Origin of the sequence: Polymorphobacter multimanifer (assembly GCF_014205635.1) — a bacterium.
Taxonomy (GTDB): Bacteria; Pseudomonadota; Alphaproteobacteria; order Sphingomonadales; family Sphingomonadaceae; genus Sandarakinorhabdus; species Sandarakinorhabdus multimanifer.
The window spans coordinates 67,819-88,286 of record NZ_JACIIV010000011.1; the positions used below are offsets into that span (position 1 = coordinate 67,819).

The window sequence follows — 20,468 nt, forward strand, 5'->3', positions numbered from 1 at the left end:
CCCTCAGCGGGGGGTGACGCGCAGCACGCTGCCGGCCGCGTCGTCGGTGGTGAGCCAGAGCGCACCATCGGGGGCGACGCGGACATCGCGGACGCGGGCCTTGAGTTGCGGCAGGATGCGCTCCTGCGACAGTTCGCGGCCGCCGGCATCGAGGACGACGCGGCGCACTTCCTGGGCGGCGAGGGCGCCGACGATGAGGCTGCCGTTCCACTCGGGGAACATGGCGCCGCGATACACGGCGAGGCCCGAGGGTGCGATCGAAGGTATCCAGACGACGCGTGGCTCCACCATGCCGGGGTAGCTCTTGAATGGGCTGATGGTGGCGCCGGAATAATCGAGGCCCTTGGTGGCGACGGGCCAGCCATAGTTGCGGCCCTTTTCGATGCGGTTGACCTCGTCACCGCCGCGCGGGCCGTGCTCATGCGCCCAGAGGATGCCGGTGGCGGGATCGAGGGCGAGGCCTTGCGGGTTGCGGTGGCCGTAGCTCCAGACGGCGGAGCCGGGGAAGGGGTTGTCTGCCGGGAAGCTGCCATCGGCGTGGAGGCGGACGATCTTGCCGAGGCCCGAGGACTTCACCTGCGCCTGTTCGCGGTAATCGAAGCCATCGCCGGTGCTCATCACCAGCGTGGCGTCGGGGAGCCAGGCCATGCGGCCGCCGAAATGGACCGGGCCCGCCTTGAGGGGGGCATTGCGCCAGATGACCTCGAGATCCGCAAGGCGCCGGCCTTCGAGGCGGGCGCGGGCGATGACGGTGCCGTTGGCAGCGTTGGTGCCGGCCGCGTAGGAGAGATAGAGCGTCTGGTTGTCGGCGAAGCGGGGGTGGAGAACCACGTCGAACAGCCCGCCCTGGCTTCGGGCGAAGACCGGGGGCACGCCTTCGATGGTGCCGAGGCTGCCGTCGCGGTTGATAATGCGGAGCCGGCCCGGCCGCTCGGTGACGAGCACCCGGCCATCGGGGAGGAAGGCGAGGCTCCAAGGGTGGTCGAGGCCCTTCGCCATGGTGGTGATGGTTTGCGCGGCGACTGTGGTGCCGCAGAGCAGCGCCAGCAGCAGCCCCAGAAATAGGCGTGGCAGTTTCAGCACGATTGTCCCCCGCATTTCCGATTCGCCGCCTTCAGTGTAGGCTGATGGCCATGGCTCGTCTTCGCATCCTCCCGTTCTGGCTCATTGCAGCGCTGGTCACCACCTTCTTCATGAGCCTCGTGCACTCGCTGATGGTACAGCAAGGGCTGATCGATCTCGGCATCGCCATTCCGGCGGGGCTGCGGCTGGAGACGATGGCACGCGATTTCATTGGCCTGCTGCCCGCATTGGGTGCGGTGACGGCGCTGGGCTTTGCCATCGCCTTTCTCATTGCCGGCGGGCTGTATCGCTTTGCGCCGGCACTTGCCTATCCGCTGGCGGGTGCGGTGGCGATTGCGGTGGCACTCATGCTGATGAAGCTGCAGTTCGACATGACCCCGATCGCGGGCGCCCGGTCGCCGCTGGGGCTGGGGCTGATGATCGCCGCGGGGGCGCTGGGCGGGCTGGTGTTCGGGCGGCTCAAAAAACGCTGACGCCGCTCGAGGCGTCACGCAAAAGCACGCGGCCACTTGTGTTGCAAAAAGGGCACACCATATCGGCCTGCAACGGAGGATGGGTCCCATGAACATCGAGAAATTCACTGATCGCGCCAAGGGCTTCCTGCAGGCGGCGCAGACGATCGCGATTCGCGAGCAACATCAGCGTGTGGCGCCCGAGCATCTGCTGAAGGCACTGCTCGATGATGACCAGGGCATGGCGGCGGGGCTGATCCGCGCCGGCGGCGGCGACCCGGCGGTGGCGCTGCGCGAGACCGACCTGGCGCTGGCACGGATTGCCAAGGTTTCGGGCGGCGGTGCGCAGCAGCTGGCGTGGGACAATGACACGGTGCGAATTCTCGATTCGGCCGAGCAGCTTGCGACGAAGGCCAAGGACAGCTTTGTGACGGTGGAGCGGCTGCTGACGGCGATGGCGCTCGCCGCAACGACGCTGGCTGGCCAGGCGCTGGCGCGGGCGGGGGTGAGTGCGCAGGCGCTGAATGCCGCGATCGAGACGGCGCGCAAGGGCCGCTCGGCGAGCACGGCCGGGGCCGAGGACAGCTTCGATGCGCTCAACAAATATGCGCGCGACCTGACGCAGGCGGCGCGCGACGGCAAGCTCGACCCGGTGATCGGCCGTGACGAGGAGATCAGGCGCACGGTGCAGGTGCTGGCGCGGCGGACCAAGAACAATCCGGTGCTGATCGGTGAGCCGGGCGTGGGCAAGACCGCGGTGGTGGAGGGGCTGGCCTTGCGCATCGCCAATGGCGATGTGCCCGACGGGCTGAAGGACAAGCGTCTGATGTCGCTCGACATGGGCGCGCTGATTGCCGGCGCCAAATATCGCGGCGAATTCGAGGAGCGGCTGAAGGGCGTGCTCGACGAGGTGCGCGCCGAAGGCTCGGACGTGGTGCTGTTCATCGACGAGATGCACACGCTGGTGGGCGCGGGGGCTTCGGAAGGGTCGATGGATGCCTCCAACCTCTTGAAGCCCGCACTGGCGCGCGGCGAACTGCACTGCATCGGCGCGACGACGCTCAACGAGTATCGCAAATATGTCGAGAAGGATGCGGCGCTCGAGCGGCGCTTCCAGCCGGTGCTGGTGGGCGAGCCGAGCGTGGAGGATACGGTGTCGATCCTGCGCGGGCTGAAGGAGAAATATGAGCTGCACCATGGCGTGCGGATTACCGATGGTGCCATCGTGGCGGCGGCGACGCTTTCCAACCGCTATATCGCGGACCGGTTTCTGCCCGACAAGGCGATCGACCTGATGGACGAGGCGGCGTCGCGGCTGCGGATGGAGGTGGAATCGAAGCCCGAGGAGATCGAGGGGCTCGACCGGCGGATCGTGCAGCTGAAGATCGAGGCCGCGGCGTTGGAGCGCGAGAGCGACACCGCGTCGAGGGACCGGCTGACGGCGCTGCGGTCCGAGCTTGCAGGGCTTGAGGAGGACAGCCAGGCGCTGACGCTGCGCTGGACGGCGGAGAAGGACAAGCTGGCGGCGGCGACGCATATCAAGGAGCAGCTCGATGCCGCGCGGCTGGAAGTTGAGCAGGCGCAGCGGGCGGGCGATTATGCCAAGGCCGGCGAGCTGACCTATGGCCGCATCCCCGAGCTCGAGCGCAACCTGGCCGAAGCCGAGGGGGCGACGGTGGGTGCGATGGTGCGCGAGGAGGTGACGGCGGACGATATCGCCGCGGTGGTCTCGCGCTGGACGGGGATTCCCGTCGACCGGATGCTCGAGGGCGAGCGCGACAAGCTGATGAAGATGGAGAGCATCCTGTCGGCACAGGTGATTGGGCAGGAGGCGGCGGTGCGCGCGGTTTCGGCGGCGGTGCGCCGCGCGCGGGCCGGGCTGCAGGACCCGAACCGGCCGCTTGGATCGTTCCTGTTCCTGGGGCCGACGGGCGTGGGCAAGACCGAGCTGACCAAGGCGCTGGCGAACTTCCTGTTCGACGATCCGCGCGCGATGGTGCGATTGGACATGAGCGAGTTCATGGAGAAACATTCGGTGGCGCGGCTGATCGGGGCGCCTCCCGGCTATGTGGGCTATGAGGAAGGCGGGGTGCTGACCGAGGCGGTGCGGCGGCGGCCGTATCAGGTGGTGCTGTTCGACGAGGTGGAGAAGGCGCACGGCGATGTGTTCAATGTGCTGCTGCAGGTGCTCGACGATGGCCGGCTGACCGATGGCCAGGGGCGGACGGTGGACTTCACCAACACGCTGATCATCCTGACGTCGAACCTTGGCTCGCAGTATATCGCTGCACTGCGCGACGACCAGCCGGTGGGGGATGCCGAGGCGCAGGTAATGGAAGTGGTGCGCGGGCATTTCCGGCCCGAGTTCCTCAACCGACTGGACGAGATCGTGCTGTTCCAGCGGCTCGGCGAGAGTGCGATGGCACCGATCGTCGATTTGCAGGTGCTGCGCGTGCAGGCGCTGCTCAAGGACCGCAAGATTACGCTGACGCTCACCGATGCAGCGCGGCGCTGGCTGGCGCGGGTGGGTTATGACCCGGTCTATGGGGCGCGGCCATTGAAGCGCACCGTGCAGCGGCATCTGCAGGACCCGCTTGCGGAACTGATCCTTTCGGGCGCCGTGGCGGACGGCAGCAGCGTGGCGGTGGATGAAGGGGACGGCAAGCTGGCGCTGACGCCGGGCTGATAGCTGGCCAGGACGAAAAACGGGCCGGCGCGATGTCTCGCGCCGGCCCGTTTTTCGTTTCCTGGCCTCAGTTGTTGATCTGGCGCTTGAAGAAGGGCGGGATCTCGACTTCGGGCTCGCGCGCTTCCGGCTCGGGAGCCAGGTTGGCGGGCGGCGGCACGGGCTTGGGGCGATGACCGCCGGACAGGCCGAGCATCTTCTCGAACAGCGTCGGCGCGCGCTCCGCCGCCACGGGTTCGACCACGACGGGCGTCGGGGCGGGCGGGGCGGGCGCCGGAGTGGCCTTGGCGGCCGGGGCGGGCGGTGCCTGGGCAGGGCCGGCGGGGCCGACCGGCGCATTGGCCGGGGTGAAGCGGAAGCTTTCCCCGCTGGCCATGGGCGCTTCGGGCTCGATGCGCTCGGCCATGGCGCCGAGATCGATTTCGTCCTCCTCGGCCGGAGCTTCGGCGACGGGCTCGGGGGCGACCGGGGTATCGGCGGATGCGGGCTTGGGTGTGCTGGCGGTCGGCACGATGCTGGGGGCCGAGGCAAAGATGCTCGGCTGGGTGGAGACAGCCGGCTCGGGCTTGTGACGCGCCGGATCGCGCGACCCCGAACGCACCGGCTCGGGCTTGGCAGCGGCATCGATGCCGGTGGCGACGACCGAGACGCGCATCGTGCCTTCGAGATCGCGATTGAGCGCGCTGCCGACGATGATGTTGGCTTCGGGATCGACGAGATCGCGGATGTAGGTGGCGGCCTCGTCCACCTCCATCAGCGTGAGGTCGGTGCCGCCGGTGATGTTGATGATGACCCCCTTGGCGCCGCGCATGCTCACTTCATCGAGCAGCGGGTTGGCGATGGCCTTTTCGGCGGCCGAGAGCGCGCGGCCCTCGCCGCTGGCTTCGCCGGTGCCCATCATCGCCTTGCCCATCTCGCTCATGACGGTGCGGATGTCGGCGAAATCGAGGTTGATGAGGCCGGGGAGGATCATCAGGTCGGTGATGCCGCGCACGCCCTGGTGGAGCACCTGATCGGCCATGGCGAAGGCATCGACGAGGCTGGTCGACTGGTTGGCGATGAGGAACAGGTTCTGGTTGGGGATGACGATCAGCGTGTCCACCACCTTCTGCAGCTCGGCGATGCCCTCCTCGGCGGCGCGCATGCGGCGCGAGCCTTCGAAGGTGAAGGGCTTGGTGACGACGCCGACGGTGAGGATGCCCTTCTCGCGCGCGGCGCGTGCCACGACCGGGGCCGCGCCGGTGCCGGTGCCGCCGCCCATGCCGGCGGCGATGAAGCACATGTGCGCGCCTTCAAGGCTGTTCTCGAGCTGCTCGAGCGTCTCCTCGGCGGCAGCGCGGCCGATCTCGGGGCGGGCACCCGCGCCCAGGCCTTGCGTGATCTTCATGCCGAGCTGGATGCGCGTTTCCGCCTTGCTGGCGGCAAGGCTCTGCGCATCGGTGTTGGCGACGATGAAATCGACCCCCTGCAGATCGGCATTGATCATGTTGGCAACCGCGTTGCAGCCGGCGCCACCGACGCCGACAACGGTGATCCGAGGCTTCAATTCGGTCAGCTCGGTCCGTTCGAACTCCAGCATATCGTGTCTCCCATGTGCGCAAGCATACTATATCTATTGAATCAGAAGAATAGAGTCAGAATTCCTTGAAGAGCCGGTCCCACGCCGAAAGCAGCCCGGTTCGCCGCGGGCCATCGCGGCTGGTGGGCGGGTTGTGCCAGATGTCGGGCTCTTCGGCGGCGGCGAACAGCACCAGCCCGGCCAGCGTGGCGAAGGCCGGGCTCGATTGCGCCTGCGGCAGGCCGACGAGGCCGCCGGGGCGTCCGATGCGGACGTTGCGGCCGAGCAGACCTTGCGCGAAATCGGCGATGGCGCGCAGCTCGGCACCGCCGCCGGTGAGCACGACCTGGCGAGCGCGTGGGCCGGTGAAGCCAAGCGTCGCGAGCTGCTGCTCGACCAGCCCGAAGATCATGTCGAGGCGCTGGCGGATGACGGCGATGATCTGGGCGCGGGGCACGCGGGTGGCTTCGGACATGCCTTCATCGTTGATCGGCGGAAGCTCGATCGTCTCGCTCATGTCCTTGGCCATGGCGATGGCTGCGCCTTCGAGGGTCTTTATCCGCTCGGCATCGACGATGCGGATGCTGAAGGCAGCGGCGATGTCGGCGGTGATGTCGCTGCCGCCCATGGGGATGGTGGCGACGCCCACGAGCATGCCGCCGCTGTGGACGGCGACGGTGGTGACGCCGGCACCGATCTCGATGAGGGCGACGCCGAGCAGCCGCTCCTCGGCATCGAGGGTGGCGAGGCTGGCGGCGAGCGGGGCGGCGACGAGGGTGCGCAAGCCGAGATGGGCGTTCTTGATGGCGCGATCGAGGTTCTTGAGCGGCGGGGTTTCGGCGGTGACGACATGGACATCCATGCCGAGCCGATCGGCGTGGAAGCCGACCGGGCTTTCGACCGCGGCAGCACCGTCGAGCGCGTAGAGGGCGGGCTGGGCGTGGACGACGGTGCGGTTGCCGGGCTGGATGGCGGCGCGGCCGGCAGTGCGCAGCGTCTCCATGTCGGCGGGGGTGATGCTGGCGCCGGCGATGTCGATCTCGGTGGAGGCGACTGTCGATTGCAGATTGCCTGCCGAGATGGAGGCGTGGACGAACTCGACCTGCATGCCGGCGGCGCGCTCGGCCTGGTCCATGGCGCCGCGCACCGCGGTTTCGGTGCGCTCGAAGCTGGAGACCAGGCCGTGCTTGAGGCCGGTGCAGGGCTTCTGGCCGGTGCCGATGACGACGGGCACGCCATCGGCGCCGATGCGCGCGATGAGGGCAGCGACCTTGGAGCTGCCGATATCGAGCACTGCCACGGTGCGCTCGTTGTTGCGGGCCGGGCCGAGGGGAAGCTTGGCCATCAGATTGTTGCCGCTTTTTTGGCGCGCGCGGCCTTTTCGGCGGCATCGAGCGCCTTTTTCACTTCCGGCCCGCCGACGATGAGCTGGCCGGGGACGCGCATGTCGAACCGCTCGAAATGGGTGCCGAGCAGCTTGCGGTTGGGTGGCAGATCGGCTTCGAGGCCGGCGAAGCGGGTGAGGGCGGCGCGGGCGCCATCGGGGGTATCGGGCAGGGCCAGCGTTTCGCCCGACTTGAAATGGACGTTCCAGCGGCGCTCTCCCACGAGCACGCCGGCTTCGATCCGGCCGGCCAGTTGTGGCGATGCGGCGGTGAGAGTCAGCCAGTCGGCAATCTGATGGTTGGCGCCTGGCCCCACCACCAGCGGCAGCCCGGCGAAGCGATCGAGATCGCCGGTGCCGAGCACGCGGCCGCCGATATCGATGAGGTGGAAGCGCTGCCGGTGCTGCCAGAGCGCCACCGGCTGGCGCTCGGCCAGCCGCACCACCAGCGTGTCCGGCAAGCGGCGGCTGACGCTGGCATCGGCGACCCAGGGGTGGCGTTGGAGCTCGGCGCGGATGGCGGCAAGATCGGCGCCGAGCAGCGGGTTGCTCGTGCCCTGCAGCACGGCATTGTAGACGACCATGCGCGGCACTTCACGCGCACCTTGCACTTCGACATGGTGGATCTCGAAGCCGGCGGCGGCGGATTCGAGGGCGAGGCTGGCACGCATCCGTGCCGGGACGTCCGCAATCACGGCGGTGGCGACGCCGGCGGTGGCGAGAAGGGCGGGAACGCCGATCATCAGCGCGCGGCGCGTGCGCGGCGACAGCGCGGGCAGTTTGAACCGACGCTTCGGCGGCGCGGGTTTGGCGCCGCGCTTGATGCGGGTGCTGGCCATCAGCAGGCTCCTGCGACGGCGGCGTCGAGGAGGCGTTGCACCAGCGCTTCATAGCTGATCCCGCATGCACGCGCCTGTTCGGGCACGAGGCTGAGCGGGGTCATGCCCGGCTGGGTGTTGACTTCGAGCAGGAAGAGCCCGGCTTCGCCCTGGGCGTCGTCCCAGCGGAAATCGGCGCGGCTGGTGCCGCGGCAGCCGAGCAGGGTGTGCGCCTTGACCGCCATGGCGAGGGCAGCGGCCTCGATGTCGGCCGGGATCTCGGCCGGGCAGATGTGGAGGGTGAGGCCATCGGTATATTTTGCGGCATAGTCGTAGAAGCCCGAGCTGGGCTTCAGCTCGGTGACCGCGAGCGCGCGCGGGCCGTTTGCTTCGTCGATGACGGCGACGGTGAGTTCATGCCCGGCGATGAAGGGCTCGGCGAGGAGGGTCGGGAACTCCTGCCATGGTCCGCGTGCGGCGGCTGCGATGGGGTTGCCGAAGTTGGAGGCGTCGGTGACGATGGCGACGCCGACCGACGAGCCTTCGTTGACGGGCTTGAGCACATAGGGGCGCGGCAGCGGATCGGCTGCGAACAGGCTTGCGCTGCTGACCAGAACGCCTTGCGGCATGCGGATGCCGGCGGGGACGAGGATGGCCTTGGTCAGCTCCTTGTCGATGGCGATGGCCGAGGTGGTGCAGCCGCTGTGGGTGTAGGGCAGGCCCAATATGTCGAGCAGGCCCTGGACGCTGCCGTCCTCGCCGGGCGTGCCGTGGAGGGCGTTGAACACGACATCGGGGGCAGCGGCGGCGAGCCGCTGGGCGACATCGCGGCCCATGTCGATCTCGGTGACGTCATGGCCGAGCGTGCGGCACGCTGCAGCGATGCCGGCGCCCGAGCTGAGCGACACGTCGCGCTCGGCGGACCAGCCGCCCATGAGGACTGCGACCTTCATGCCAGAACACCCACACGCTGGATTTCCCATTCGAGCGAGATGCCGGACTGCGCCTTCACCCGCGCGCGGACATCCTCGCCGAGCGCTTCGATGTCGGCGGCGGTGGCGGTGCCGGTGTTGATGAGGAAGTTGGTGTGCTTCTCGCTCACCTGCGCGCCGCCACGGAGGAGGCCGCGGCAGCCGGCGGCGTCGACAAGCTCCCAGGCCTTGTGGGGGTGGGGGTTCTTGAAGGTGGAGCCGCCGGTGCGCGAGCGGAGCGGCTGGCTGGCTTCGCGCGCGGCGGCGATGCGGTCCATTTCGGCAGCGATTGCGGTGCGATCGCCAGGCTGGCCGCGCAGCCGGGCGGCGACGACGATGGCGCCCTCCGGAAGCGTCGAATGGCGGTAGGAGAAGCCGAGATCGGCGGCGGCGAGGGTGACGAGCGCGCCACAGCGCAGCACCACATCGCAATCGACAAGGATATCGGCGACTTCGCGGCCATAGGCGCCGCCGTTCATCCGCACGAAGCCGCCGACGGTGCCGGGGATGCCGCGCAGGAATTCGAGGCCCGCCACTTGCGCATCGCGCGCGGTGCTGGCGACGAGGATGCCCGAGGCGCCGCCGCCGCAATGGAGGGTCATGTCGTTGGCGCTCACCTGCGCAAAGGCCTTGCCGAGCCGCACGACGACGCCGGGCACGCCGCCATCGCGGACGATGAGGTTAGAGCCGAGGCCGAGCGCCATGACCTGCACTGCCGGATCGAGAGCGCGCAGGAATTCCCGAAGGTCGGCAACGTCCCTGGGCTCGAACAGCCATTCGGCGGGGCCGCCGGCCTTGAACCAGACGAGCGGTGCCAGCGGGGCGTGGGGCGTGAGGGTGCCGCGCGGGGTCAGCATGGCGACCCGTCACCCCGCTCGCCTGCGGCGAGTCGCCCTCTCCCGCAAGGGGAGAGGGAAGAAAGAGACGGATGGCGCATCATCCGGTGCGCGCCCTGGAAATGGCGTCGGCGAGGCCGGCTGCCCATTTGGTGATGTCTCCGGCACCGAGGCAGACGATCATGTCGCCCGGCGCTGCATCGGTGGCGAGTTGGCGGGCGAGATCTTCGGCGTCGGCGACAGTGGTGGCGCCGCGGTGGCCGGCACCGAGCAGGCCGGTGACGAGCGCCTGGGCATCGACGCCTTCGATCGGGGCTTCGCCGGCGGTGTAGACGGGGGTGACATAGACGCGGTCGGCATCGTTGAAGGCAGCCTGGAACTCGGCCATCAGGTCGCGCAGGCGGGTGAAGCGGTGCGGCTGGACGACGGCGAGGACGCGGGCAGTGGCGCCTTCGCGGGCGGCGGCGAGGACGGCGCGGATTTCCACCGGGTGATGGCCGTAATCGTCGATGATGGTGATGCCATCGACGTCACCGACATGGGTGAAGCGGCGCTTGACGCCACCGAAGCGGGCGAAGCCGGTGCGGATTTCCTCGTCGGAGAGCCCGAGCTCGACCGCGACGGCGACGGCGGCGAGCGCGTTGAGGACATTGTGGCGGCCGGGCATCGGCAGCTCGAGATCCTCGATGCGGCGCTCTTCGTCGCGCAACCTGACGACAACGGCGAAGCGGTTGCCGCCGGGGACCGGCGTCACATTCTCGCCGCGCACATCGGCGGGGGCGGAGAAGCCATAGGTGATGATGCGGCGATCGGAGACCTTTGGCAGCAGTGCCTGCACTTCGGGGTGATCGATGCAGAGGATGCCGGCGCCATAGAAGGGCACATGCTCGACGAACTGGCGGAAGCCTTCGCGGACGGCAGCGAAATCGCCCCAATGGTCGAGATGCTCGGGATCGATGTTGGTGACGATGCCGAAGGTGCCGCCGAGCCGCAGGAAGCTGCCGTCGCTTTCATCGGCTTCGACGACCATCCATTCGCCCGCACCCAGCCGGGCATTGGAGCCATAGGTGTTGATGATGCCGCCGTTGATGACCGTGGGATCGAGCCCGCCGGCATCGAGGAGGGCGGCAACCATCGAAGTGGTGGTGGTCTTGCCATGGGTGCCGGCGACGGCGACGCAGCTTTTCAGGCGCATCAGTTCGGCGAGCATCTCGGCGCGGCGGACGATGGGGACGCGGCGTGCGGCGGCGGCGACGACCTCGGGATTGTCCCGCTTGATGGCGGTGGAGATGACGACTACCGAAGCGGCGGCGACATTCTCGGCGCTCTGGCCGATGAACACCTCGATGCCCTTGGCGCGAAGGCCCTGGACGACATAGCTTTCGGCCGAATCCGAGCCCTGCACGGCGAAGCCGAGGTTCTTCATCACTTCGGCGATGCCCGACATGCCGATGCCGCCGATGCCGACGAAATGGATGATGCCGATATCGGTGCGGAAGCCGGGACGCAGCGATGCGGGGTTGGCGAGCGGAGTCATGCAGCAAGGTCCATCACGAGGTCGGCCAGCCGGGCGGCAGCGTCGGGGCGGCCGAGCCCATGCGCTGCGGCGGCGGCGGCGGCAAGGGCAGCGGGGTTGCCGAGCCACGCTTCGAGGGCGGCGGCCAGCCGGGACGGTGCAAAATCCGGCTGGGCGATCATGACGGCGCCGCCGGCGCCCGCCATGGCGCGGGCATTGTCGGTCTGGTGATCGTCGGCGGCGATGGGGAGCGGCACGAGGATGGCGGGTCGGCCGGCGACGGTGAGCTCGGCGACGGTCGAGGCGCCGGCGCGTGCGACGACGAGGTGTGCTGCGGCCATTTCGGACGGCAGGTCCTCGAAATAGGCGCGGATGGTGGCGGTGACGCCGGCGGCGGCATAGGCGGTGCGCATCGCCTCGGCGTCCTCGTCGCGGCCCTGGTGGACGACATCGAGGCGGGCGCGGAGTGTTTCCGGCAGCAGGGCGACGGCGGTGGGGACGACTGAGTTCAGCACTTTCGCCCCCTGGCTGCCGCCGGTGACGAGCAGGCGTAGGCGGGCGGCGTGGGCATCGAAGGGCACGGCGCGGGTGGCAATGACGGCGGCGCGGACGGGGTTGCCGGTGAGGGTGGTGCGCGCTGCCCAGCCGGGCTCCATGCGGCGGACCTGGGGGTAGCTGGTGGCGATGGCGGCGACGCGCGGGGCGAGCAGGCGGTTGACGCGGCCGAGGACGGCATTCTGCTCATGGATGAGGCAGGGCAGGCGCATCGACAGCCCCGCGAGCAGGCCGGGGAGGGCGGGATAGCCGCCGAAGCCGACGACGGCGCGGGGGCGGATATCACGGAACAGCGCGCGGGCGGCGCTCAGGCCCTTGAGGACGGAGAAGGCGACGCTCGGCAGGCTGAGCAGCCCCGAGCGGGCGACCGAGCCGCTTTCGACAACGGTGCGTGGGACCCCATCGAACAGGCCGGGGAAGCGCAGGCCGCGCGTGTCGGTGACGAGGTGGACCGATTGGCCGCGCGCCGCGAGCTCGCCGGCGAGGACGTGCGCTGGGACCATATGGCCGCCGGTGCCGCCGGCTGCGAGGACGATCATGCCCCCCTCCAGCGCTCGACATAGGGCGAGGCCTTGAGGAAGGGGTTGCGGCGGGTGAGCGCCAGCAGCAGCCCCATGCCGAGGCAGAGTGCGAGGAAGGACGAGCCGCCGTGGCTGATGAAGGGCAGGGTCATGCCCTTCGATGGAGCGAGCTTGAGGTTGACGGCGATGTTGATCGTCGCCTGCAGCCCGAACTGCGCCACAAGGCCGGATGCTGCGAGCATGATGAAGGGGTCTTCCTCGTCGAGCAGCGACAGGAACACGCGCACGACGATGGTGATGTAGAGGACGGCGATGAACAGGCAGGTGATGATGCCGAATTCCTCGCCGATCACCGAGAAGATGTAATCGGTCTGCGGCTCGGGCAGGCGGAACTTCATGACGCCTTCGCCGGGGCCGACACCGAACAGCCCGCCGGCGCGAAAACAATCGAGCGCCTTGTCGATCTGGTAGGTGTCGCCTTCGCCGGTGACGAACTTGTCGATACGGTCCGCGACATGCGGCAGGGTGACATAGGCGATGCCGATGCCGACAAGCCCGGCGAGGATGATGAGGCCGACGAGCAGCAGCGGCATGCCGGCAAGTACCGCCTGCATCAGCCAGATGGCGCCCATCAGCACCGTCTGCCCGAGATCGGGCTGCATGAGCAGCAGGGCGGCGAAGACCGCGAAGATGCCGAAGCTGAGCTGCATCGTGGGCAGCGACGGGTCCTCGAAGCGGAGCGACAACAGCCAGGCGGTGGTGACGATGAACAGCGGCTTGAGGAATTCGGACGGCTGGATCTTGATGCCGGCGAGCATGATCCAGCGGGTGGCGCCATTGGTGGCCCCGTCGCTGGTGCCCCCCACCAGCACGAGCACCAGCAGCACGCCGAACACGCCGCAGCCGAGCACGGCAGCACGTCGCGCCAGCCTTATGGGGAGCATCGACACGCCGAGCAGGACCGGCAGTCCGAGCAGCACCCACATCACCTGCCGCTTGAGGAAGTAGAGGCTGTCATAGGTGAAGGCGGTGCCCGACAGACGGCGCGCGGCGGCGGGCGAGGCGGCAGCGACCGCGATGATGCCGCAGCCGATGAGGGCGAACACCAGCATCATCAGCAGCTTGTCGGTGGTGCGGAACCAGTCCCCGGCCCAGCTGCTGTCCCGCCGCGAAAAGGCGATTCCGGTGCGGCTCATGCGATGGCCTCCACGAGCGTCCGGAAGGCATCGCCGCGATGCTCGAAATCGCGGAACTGGTCGAAGCTGGCGCAGGCCGGCGACAGCAGCACCGTCTCGCCCGGGCGCGCGGCGGCGGCGGCATCGGAGACGGCCTGGGCGAGCGTGCCCGACATGGTGACGGGCAGCTTCGGTGCGAGCAGCGGCCGGAACAGCGGGGCTGCCTCGCCGATGAGATAGGCGGCGACGACATTGCCGAGCCACGGCATGACGGCATCGAGATCGGCGCCCTTTGCCTTGCCGCCGGCAATCCAGTGGGTGCGCGGGAAGGCGGCGAGGGCGGGGGCGGTCGATTCGGGGTTGGTGGCCTTGCTGTCGTTGATCCAGAGGACGCCGCCGCGGGTGCCGATGCGCTCCATGCGGTGCGGCAGGGCGGCGTAGGAGGCGAGGCCGGCGGCAATGGCGGCGTTGCTGAGCCCGAGGGCACGGCACGCGGCGGTGGCGGCGCGGGCGTTCTGGAGGTTGTGCGGGCCTTGCAGGGCGGGCCAGGCCGTTTGGTCGCCGGTGGTGACGTCCTCGATGTGCTGGCCGGGCAGATGATGGTCATGCGCGGCCTGCGCGCCGATGATGGCAATGCCGTCCTCGCGCTGCATCGCGAACAGCCGCGCCTTGGCGGCGGCATAGGCGGGCATGGTGCCGTGGCGCTCGAGATGATCGGGGGTGATGTTGAGCAACACCGCCACCTCGCAGGCGAGGCTTTCGGTGATCTCGAGCTGATAACTCGACAGTTCGAGGACATAGACACCGCCCGAGGGCAGCGGGTCCTGCGCGAGGATCGGCAAGCCGATGTTGCCGCCCATCGCTGCCGGCACGCCGGCCTGGACGAGGATGTGGTGGATGAGCGCCGTCGTCGTCGACTTCCCGTTGGTACCGGTGATGCCGACGACGCGGTGTGGGGGAAGGTCCGCGCGGGCCTGTGCGAACAGCTCGATATCGCCGACCACCGGCACGCCTGCGGCGGCGGCGCGGGCGAAGATGGGGGCGGAGTGCGGCACGCCTGGGGAAACGATGATCGCGGCCAGCCCGGACAGGTCGGCGGTGCCGAGGTCGGTCAGTTCGCCATCGAAGGCTTCGCGGGCGGCGTCGCCATCGTCCCAGGCGAGCACCTGTGCGCCCGAAGCGTGCAGGGCGGCCACGGTCGCGCGGCCCGAGCGGGCGAGCCCGAAGACGCCATAGGTCTTTCCGGCGAAGGCGGGGGACGTGATCACCGCAGCTTCAGCGTGGCGAGGCCGGCGAGCGCCAGCACGATGGCGATGATCCAGAAGCGGATGACGACGGTCGATTCGGCCCAGCCCTTGGCTTCGAAATGATGGTGGATCGGCGCCATGCGGAATACGCGCTTGCCGGTCATCTTGAAGCTCGCGACCTGAACGATGACGCTGACGGTTTCGAGGACGAACAGCCCGCCGATGACGAGCAGCACCAGCTCATGGTTGGTGACGACGGCGATGGTGCCGAGGGCGCCGCCGAGGGCGAGGCTGCCGGTATCGCCCATGAACACCGCGGCCGGGGGGGCGTTGTACCAGAGGAAGCCGAGGCAGGCGCCGATGAGAGCGGCGCAGAACACCGCGAGCTCGCCGGCGCCAGCGACGTGATGGACCCCGAGATAATCGGCGAAGCGGATGTTGCCGATGAGATAGGCGATGAGCGCGAAGGCGGCTGCCGCGATGATCATCGGCATAGTTGCCAGCCCGTCGAGGCCGTCGGTGAGGTTCACGGCGTTGCCGAATCCGGTGATGATGAAGGCGCCGAAGGCGATGTAGAAGACACCGAGCGGAATGCCGAAGTCGTTGAAAAACGGCAAGTAGAGGGTGGTGCCGGTGCGGCTGGCGATGAAGGTGCAGGCGAGGCCGGCGATGAAGAATTCGAGCAGCAGCCGGGTGCGGCCCGACAGGCCGGCATGGCTGTTCTTCGTCACCTTGTCGTAATCGTCCATGAAGCCGATGGCGCCGAAGCTGAGGGTGACCGCGAGGCAGGCCCAGACGAAGCCGTTGCCCATGTCCATCCACAGCAGCGTCGAGATGGTCATGGCGATGAGGATCATCAGCCCGCCCATGGTCGGCGTGCCCTTCTTGGTGAGCAGGTGCGAGGCGGGGCCATCCTCGCGGATCGGCTGGCCCTTGCCCTGCTTGGCGCGGAGGAAGTTGATGAAGCGCGGGCCGATGACGAGGGCGATGGCGAGGGCGGTGACAAGTGCGGCCACGGTGCGGAAGGTGATGTAGCGGAAGAGGTTGAGAACGCCTTCGAAACCGGCGAGATCGGCGAGGGCGGTGATCATGCCTGGCTCTCCTGTCGGCGCGCGAGGGCGGCCACGACCTCGCCGAGCCGGACGGAGTTGGAGCCCTTGACGAGCAACACGTCATCGGCACTGAGCAGCGTTTCAGCCTCCGCAAGGGCGTCGCCGGCGTTGGCCACAAGTTTTACATTTAGCTTGGCCGAAAGGGCTTCGGCCAGCGGCTTCATCGCGTTACCGACAACTATTATGGACTCTACGCCCGCAGCCACAACATGTGGTGCCAGATCGGCGTGAAACTGGTCGCTCAAGTCTCCCAGTTCCTTCATTTCGCCGAGCAGGGCCAGGCGGCGGCCGGTGCCTGCCGGGGTGACGTCCCCTAGCACGGCGAGCGAGGCGGCCATCGAGGCGGGGTTGGCATTGTAGCTTTCGTCGATGATGAGCGCTTCGCCGCTGCCTGCTTGCACGCGCAGGCGGGAGCCGCGTCCGGGGAGATCGGACAGGTCGGCGAGGGCGAGCCCGGCGGCGGCGAGGTCTCCGCCGGCGGCCCAGACGGCGGCGAGAACGGCCAGGGCGTTGTTTATCCAGTGGCGTCCGGCCATGCCGATGGTGAAGCCGAGGCGCTGATCGCCGATGCGGGCCATCACCTGCGAATGATCGGGATGGAGGGTGAAGGTCTCGGCGACGACATCGGCGCCGGGCTCGAGACCGAAGGTGATGATGCGGCCAGCACCCGCGGCACCGGCCAGCAGGCGCTCGAAATGCAGGTTGTCGCGGGGGATGATGGCGGTGCCGCCGGGCATCAGGCCGGAGAAGATTTCTGCTTTGGCATCAGCGATTTCGGCTTCCGACGCGAAGAATTCGCGGTGTGCCGAAGCGACCCAGGTGATGACGGCGATATGCGGGCGGACAAGGGCTGAAAGGGCGGTGAGTTCGCCGGCGTGGTTCATGCCCATTTCGAAGATGCCGAAGCGGGCTTCGGCGGGCATGCGGGCGAGGCTGAGGGGGACGCCGGTGTGGTTGTTGTAGCTTTTGACCGAGGCATGGACGGCATCGCGGCCCAGCGCGCGGGCGAGGGCGGCGGCGAGGGCTTCTTTGGTGCCGGTCTTGCCGACCGAGCCGGTGATGCCGATGCGGAGGGATGCCGAACGGTCACGCGCGGTACTGCCAAGGGCATTGAGGGCCAGGAATGTATCATCCACAAGGACATGCGGGGCATCGACGGGAGTGCTGACGAGCAGGCCGGCGGCACCGGCGGCGACGGCCGCGTCGATGAAACGATGGCCATCGGTGGTCTCGCCCTTCAGCGCCACGAACAGGGCGCCGGGCAGCACTTCGCGGCTGTCGAAGGTGACGCTCTGGCAGTTGAAGTCAGCCGATGCGATGCCGCGGCAAGCGGCGGCGATTTCGGATGCGGTCCAGAGGGGAGTCATGCCGCGCACTCGCGGGCGACCTGGACATCGTCGAAGGGCAGCACCTGGGTGCCGACGATCTGGCCCTGTTCATGGCCCTTGCCGGCGATGAGCACGACATCATCACCGCCGGCCTGTACGAGGCCGGCGGCGATGGCAGCGCGGCGATCCGCGATGACCTGCGCGCCGGGTGCGCCGGCGTGGATGGCGGTGCGGATGGCGGCTGCATCTTCGGAACGGGGGTTGTCGTCGGTGATGATGACTAGGTCGGCATCGCGCGCCGCGACTTCGCCCATCAGCGGGCGCTTGCCGGTGTCGCGGTCCCCGCCGGCGCCGAACACCAGGATCAGCCGGCCGCGGGTGTGGGGGCGGAGTGCTGCACAGGCGGCGGCGAGGGCATCGGGGGTATGGGCATAATCGACATAGGCGGGAGCGCCGGCGCGGGTGATGCAGGCGCGTTCGAGGCGGCCGCGGACAGGCTGGAGGCGGGCGAGATCGGACAGGGTGCGCGCCGTATCGCCGCCGGTGGCGATGACGAGCCCGGCGGCGAGCAGGGCGTTGGCGGCCTGATAGGCGCCGATGAGCGGCAGCAGGATCTTGTGGCGGGACCCGGCGGCGTCGATTTCGAGGGTCTGGCCGAGCGACGTGGCGGTGCGGCCGACGAGTTTCAGTGCTTCGCCCCAGGTGCCGACGGTCATCACCCTGATGCCGCGCGCGGTGGCGGCGGCGATGACGTGCTGGGACCAAGGCGCATCATCGGCCCAGACGACGGCGGTGCCTTGGGGATCGAGGACTTCCTCGAACAGCCGCAGCTTGGCGACGAAATAGGCCTCCATCGTGCCATGATAATCGAGATGATCGCGGCTGAGGTTGGTGAAGGCGGCGGCCTGCACGGGCAGCCCCTCGGTGCGATACTGGTCGAGGCCGTGGCTCGAGGCTTCGAAGGCGGCGTGGCTGATGCCTTCGCGCGCCAGCCCGGCCATGGTGGCGAGGAAGGTGACGACATCGGGGGTGGTGAGCCCGCCGGTGCCATCGGCGGCGGTGACGCGGTCCTCGCTCGTCGTCACGCCGAGCGTGCCGATGCTGGCAGCGCGCTCGCCGGCGAGGCGCCAGAGCTGGCGGGTGAGCTCGACGGTCGAGGTCTTGCCGTTGGTGCCGGTGACGGCGACGGTGGTGGCGGGGAAGGGGGCGAAAAAGGCTGCTGCCAGGGCGGCGAAGCGCTGGCGCGGCTCGGCGGCGGCGATGTGGAGCGCGCCTTCCACTTTCACGTGCGGGCGGGCGACCACCGCCACGGCACCGGCGGCGACGGCGGCATCGACAAAATCCTCGCCGTTGACGCGCGCATTCTTGCTCACGCCGGGAAAGGCGCCGAACACCGTGCCTTCGGCAACCTTGCGCGAATCAAGCGCGAAGCCGGTCACATGGACCGGCCCCCCATTCTCGACCAGATCGCCGAGCCTCATTCGACCACCGCCGCGGGATTTGCGCCGGGTGGCTCGGGCAACAGCCCGGCCATGTCGATTTCGCGCGTCGAATCGGGCTGGACGCCGAGCATGGGGCCGATGCGGCTGACCAGCCGGCTGATGGCGGGGGCAACGACCATGCCGGCGGTGCGGAAGCCGGCACTTTCCTTCGAGCCGCGCGGATCATCGACCATGGCGATGACGACATAGCGCGGCGCGTCCATCGGGAAGGCGGCGGCGAAGGTGGAGACGTTGGCGCCGCGCACATAGCGGCCCGACGCGATCTTCTCGGCGGTGCCGGTCTTGCCGCCAACGCGGTAGCCGGGGGCATTGGCGCGGCGGCCGGTGCCCTTGGTGACGGTGAGGCGCAGCAGCTTGCGCATCGTCTCCGAGGTTTCCGCCTTGAACACGCGGATGCCGGGGCCGGGGACATCGCGCTTGAGCAGGGTGGGGGCGCGGTAGATGCCGCCGTTCACGAGCGTGGCATAGGCCGAGGCGAGGTGCATCGGGGTGACCGAGATGCCATGGCCATAGGCGATGGTCATCGTCGAAAGCTCGCCCCAGCGCTCGAGCGACGGGAACTGCGGGCGCGCGCGCTCGGGAAGCTCGATCTCGATGGGTTTGAAGAAGCCCAGTTTCTCCAGCATCGCATATTGCACGTCGCGGCCGGCTTCGACGGCGATGCGCGCGGTGCCGATGTTGGAGGAGTGGATGAAGATCTCGGGCACGGTGAGCCAGCGATTCTTGGCGTGATCGTCGCGGATGCGGAAGCGGCCCATCTGGATGGGCCTTGTGGCATCATAGCGCTTCTGCAGCGTGGAGATGGTGCCGGCATCGAGCCCCGAAGCGATGGTGAGCGCCTTGAAGGTGCTGCCCAGCTCATAGGTGGCGAAGCTCGCCTTGTTGTAGCGGCCATCGTCGGTTGCAAGGCCCGGGGCGTTGGGGTTGAAATCGGGCAGCGAGGTCATTGCCACGACTTCGCCGCTGTCCACATCCATCACAATGCCCACGGCACCCTGCGCCTTCTGGTCGCGATAAAGCGTGCCCAGCTCATGTTCGAGTGCCTGCTGGACGCGCAGGTCGAGCGCCAGCTGCAATGGCTGGCCGCGGGTGGCGGGGGCAGAGAGCTGCTCGTCGAAGGCGAGTTCGAGCCCGACCTTGCCGCGGCCTTCATCATCGGGATAGCCGATGACATGCGCTGCGAGGCTGAAATTGGGATAGAGCCGCTCGGCCTCGCGGCGAAGGTAGATGGCGGGCTCGCCGAGATCGTTGATCGCCTGGGCTTCGCTCGGCAGCACGCGGCGCGCCAGATAGCGGAAGCGGCCCTTGTGGGTGAGCTCGTCGTAGAGCTGGGCCTCGTCGCTGCCGGTCAGGATCGAGGCGAGGTCGCGCGCCAGCCGGCGCGGGTCCGACGCCAGCTTCTGCGGCTCGACCGAGATGGCATAGGCCTCGAAGGTGCGCGCGAGTTCGAGGCCGTTGCGATCGACGATATCTCCGCGTGGCGGGGCGCTGCTGGCGATGCCGCTGCGGCTGACGGGCTGGGCTTCGAGCACGCCGAGATCGAACAACCGGCCGGCGAACACCAGCGGCACGGCGAGGAACATGACCATGACGATCACCAGCCGCTGCCGCGCCAGCCGCTGCGCAGCCTGGCGCTGGCCCGGCAGCATGGCCGGCAGTTCAGGCTGTGCACCGAGGCCCGGTACGCCGCCGATGAAGGATGACAGCGCGCGGGAAGCCATCGG

General features: G+C 68.8%; 16 protein-coding genes. 2 read left to right on the top strand and 14 right to left on the bottom strand.

All coding sequences use genetic code 11. From position 1 onward, the window contains the following. Window positions 1-3 precede the first annotated feature (3 nt). Window positions 4-1,098 carry a PQQ-dependent sugar dehydrogenase gene (locus FHS79_RS08750; RefSeq protein WP_243452773.1) on the bottom strand — a complete coding sequence of 365 codons (1,095 nt, stop codon included), beginning with the start codon at window positions 1,096-1,098 and terminating at the stop codon, window positions 4-6. A gap of 35 nt (window positions 1,099-1,133) precedes the next feature. Between FHS79_RS08750 and FHS79_RS08755 the strand changes: the two genes are divergently transcribed. Both FHS79_RS08755 and clpB read left to right on the top strand, forming a co-directional pair. Further along, window positions 1,134-1,556, top strand: coding sequence for a hypothetical protein (locus tag FHS79_RS08755; RefSeq protein ID WP_184198449.1), 423 nt, complete (start codon window positions 1,134-1,136; stop codon window positions 1,554-1,556). A gap of 88 nt (window positions 1,557-1,644) precedes the next feature. Beyond that, a complete protein-coding gene (gene clpB / locus FHS79_RS08760; protein ID WP_184198452.1) occupies window positions 1,645-4,221 on the top strand; it encodes an ATP-dependent chaperone ClpB in 2,577 nt (858 codons plus the stop codon). Between the two features lie 67 nt (window positions 4,222-4,288). On the opposite strand, the gene ftsZ is transcribed toward clpB, so the two are convergent. The 13 genes from ftsZ to FHS79_RS08825 form a co-directional block, all read right to left on the bottom strand. Next, entirely contained in the window at window positions 4,289-5,800 is a 1,512-nt protein-coding gene (gene ftsZ / locus FHS79_RS08765; protein WP_184198455.1) for a cell division protein FtsZ, read from the bottom strand. A gap of 55 nt (window positions 5,801-5,855) precedes the next feature. Continuing rightward, a complete protein-coding gene (gene ftsA, locus FHS79_RS08770) occupies window positions 5,856-7,124 on the bottom strand; it encodes a cell division protein FtsA (RefSeq protein ID WP_184198458.1) in 1,269 nt (422 codons plus the stop codon). Continuing rightward, a complete protein-coding gene (locus tag FHS79_RS08775) occupies window positions 7,124-8,002 on the bottom strand; it encodes a cell division protein FtsQ/DivIB (RefSeq protein ID WP_184198461.1) in 879 nt (292 codons plus the stop codon). Before FHS79_RS08775 ends, ftsA begins: the two co-directional genes overlap by 1 nt. Next, window positions 8,002-8,934, bottom strand: coding sequence for a D-alanine--D-alanine ligase (locus FHS79_RS08780; protein ID WP_184198465.1), 933 nt, complete (start codon window positions 8,932-8,934; stop codon window positions 8,002-8,004). The genes FHS79_RS08775 and FHS79_RS08780 overlap by 1 nt, the downstream gene beginning before the upstream one ends. Continuing rightward, a complete protein-coding gene (murB, locus tag FHS79_RS08785; RefSeq protein ID WP_184198468.1) occupies window positions 8,931-9,809 on the bottom strand; it encodes a UDP-N-acetylmuramate dehydrogenase in 879 nt (292 codons plus the stop codon). The genes FHS79_RS08780 and murB overlap by 4 nt, the downstream gene beginning before the upstream one ends. A 79-nt stretch (window positions 9,810-9,888) precedes the next feature. Continuing rightward, window positions 9,889-11,325: a UDP-N-acetylmuramate--L-alanine ligase gene (murC, locus tag FHS79_RS08790; protein ID WP_184198471.1), complete on the bottom strand. Its 1,437-nt coding sequence runs from the start codon at window positions 11,323-11,325 to the stop codon at window positions 9,889-9,891. Then, entirely contained in the window at window positions 11,322-12,398 is a 1,077-nt protein-coding gene (gene murG, locus FHS79_RS08795; protein WP_184198476.1) for an undecaprenyldiphospho-muramoylpentapeptide beta-N-acetylglucosaminyltransferase, read from the bottom strand. Before murG ends, murC begins: the two co-directional genes overlap by 4 nt. After that, window positions 12,395-13,576 (bottom strand): peptidoglycan glycosyltransferase FtsW, encoded by a 1,182-nt coding sequence (locus tag FHS79_RS08800; RefSeq protein ID WP_184198479.1) that lies wholly within the window; start codon window positions 13,574-13,576, stop codon window positions 12,395-12,397. Before FHS79_RS08800 ends, murG begins: the two co-directional genes overlap by 4 nt. Beyond that, window positions 13,573-14,823 carry a UDP-N-acetylmuramoyl-L-alanine--D-glutamate ligase gene (gene murD, locus FHS79_RS08805; RefSeq protein WP_184198482.1) on the bottom strand — a complete coding sequence of 417 codons (1,251 nt, stop codon included), beginning with the start codon at window positions 14,821-14,823 and terminating at the stop codon, window positions 13,573-13,575. The genes FHS79_RS08800 and murD overlap by 4 nt, the downstream gene beginning before the upstream one ends. After that, window positions 14,820-15,893 (bottom strand): phospho-N-acetylmuramoyl-pentapeptide-transferase, encoded by a 1,074-nt coding sequence (mraY, locus tag FHS79_RS08810; RefSeq protein ID WP_184198485.1) that lies wholly within the window; start codon window positions 15,891-15,893, stop codon window positions 14,820-14,822. Before mraY ends, murD begins: the two co-directional genes overlap by 4 nt. Beyond that, window positions 15,890-17,281, bottom strand: coding sequence for a UDP-N-acetylmuramoyl-tripeptide--D-alanyl-D-alanine ligase (locus FHS79_RS08815; RefSeq protein WP_184198488.1), 1,392 nt, complete (start codon window positions 17,279-17,281; stop codon window positions 15,890-15,892). Before FHS79_RS08815 ends, mraY begins: the two co-directional genes overlap by 4 nt. Beyond that, window positions 17,278-18,723, bottom strand: coding sequence for a UDP-N-acetylmuramoyl-L-alanyl-D-glutamate--2,6-diaminopimelate ligase (locus FHS79_RS08820; RefSeq protein WP_184198491.1), 1,446 nt, complete (start codon window positions 18,721-18,723; stop codon window positions 17,278-17,280). Before FHS79_RS08820 ends, FHS79_RS08815 begins: the two co-directional genes overlap by 4 nt. Continuing rightward, a complete protein-coding gene (locus FHS79_RS08825; protein ID WP_243452774.1) occupies window positions 18,720-20,465 on the bottom strand; it encodes a peptidoglycan D,D-transpeptidase FtsI family protein in 1,746 nt (581 codons plus the stop codon). The genes FHS79_RS08820 and FHS79_RS08825 overlap by 4 nt, the downstream gene beginning before the upstream one ends. Window positions 20,466-20,468 lie beyond the last annotated feature (3 nt).

Coding starts and splice junctions, on each gene's coding strand:
- FHS79_RS08750 (WP_243452773.1), bottom strand. CDS start 1,098: ATGCGGGGGACAATCGTGCTGAAACTGCCACGCCTATTTCTGGGGCTG.
- FHS79_RS08755 (WP_184198449.1), top strand. CDS start 1,134: ATGGCTCGTCTTCGCATCCTCCCGTTCTGGCTCATTGCAGCGCTGGTC.
- clpB (WP_184198452.1), top strand. CDS start 1,645: ATGAACATCGAGAAATTCACTGATCGCGCCAAGGGCTTCCTGCAGGCG.
- ftsZ (WP_184198455.1), bottom strand. CDS start 5,800: ATGCTGGAGTTCGAACGGACCGAGCTGACCGAATTGAAGCCTCGGATC.
- ftsA (WP_184198458.1), bottom strand. CDS start 7,124: ATGGCCAAGCTTCCCCTCGGCCCGGCCCGCAACAACGAGCGCACCGTG.
- FHS79_RS08775 (WP_184198461.1), bottom strand. CDS start 8,002: ATGGCCAGCACCCGCATCAAGCGCGGCGCCAAACCCGCGCCGCCGAAG.
- FHS79_RS08780 (WP_184198465.1), bottom strand. CDS start 8,934: ATGAAGGTCGCAGTCCTCATGGGCGGCTGGTCCGCCGAGCGCGACGTG.
- murB (WP_184198468.1), bottom strand. CDS start 9,809: ATGCTGACCCCGCGCGGCACCCTCACGCCCCACGCCCCGCTGGCACCG.
- murC (WP_184198471.1), bottom strand. CDS start 11,325: ATGACTCCGCTCGCCAACCCCGCATCGCTGCGTCCCGGCTTCCGCACC.
- murG (WP_184198476.1), bottom strand. CDS start 12,398: ATGATCGTCCTCGCAGCCGGCGGCACCGGCGGCCATATGGTCCCAGCG.
- FHS79_RS08800 (WP_184198479.1), bottom strand. CDS start 13,576: ATGAGCCGCACCGGAATCGCCTTTTCGCGGCGGGACAGCAGCTGGGCC.
- mraY (WP_184198485.1), bottom strand. CDS start 15,893: ATGATCACCGCCCTCGCCGATCTCGCCGGTTTCGAAGGCGTTCTCAAC.
- FHS79_RS08815 (WP_184198488.1), bottom strand. CDS start 17,281: ATGACTCCCCTCTGGACCGCATCCGAAATCGCCGCCGCTTGCCGCGGC.
- FHS79_RS08820 (WP_184198491.1), bottom strand. CDS start 18,723: ATGAGGCTCGGCGATCTGGTCGAGAATGGGGGGCCGGTCCATGTGACC.
- FHS79_RS08825 (WP_243452774.1), bottom strand. CDS start 20,465: ATGGCTTCCCGCGCGCTGTCATCCTTCATCGGCGGCGTACCGGGCCTC.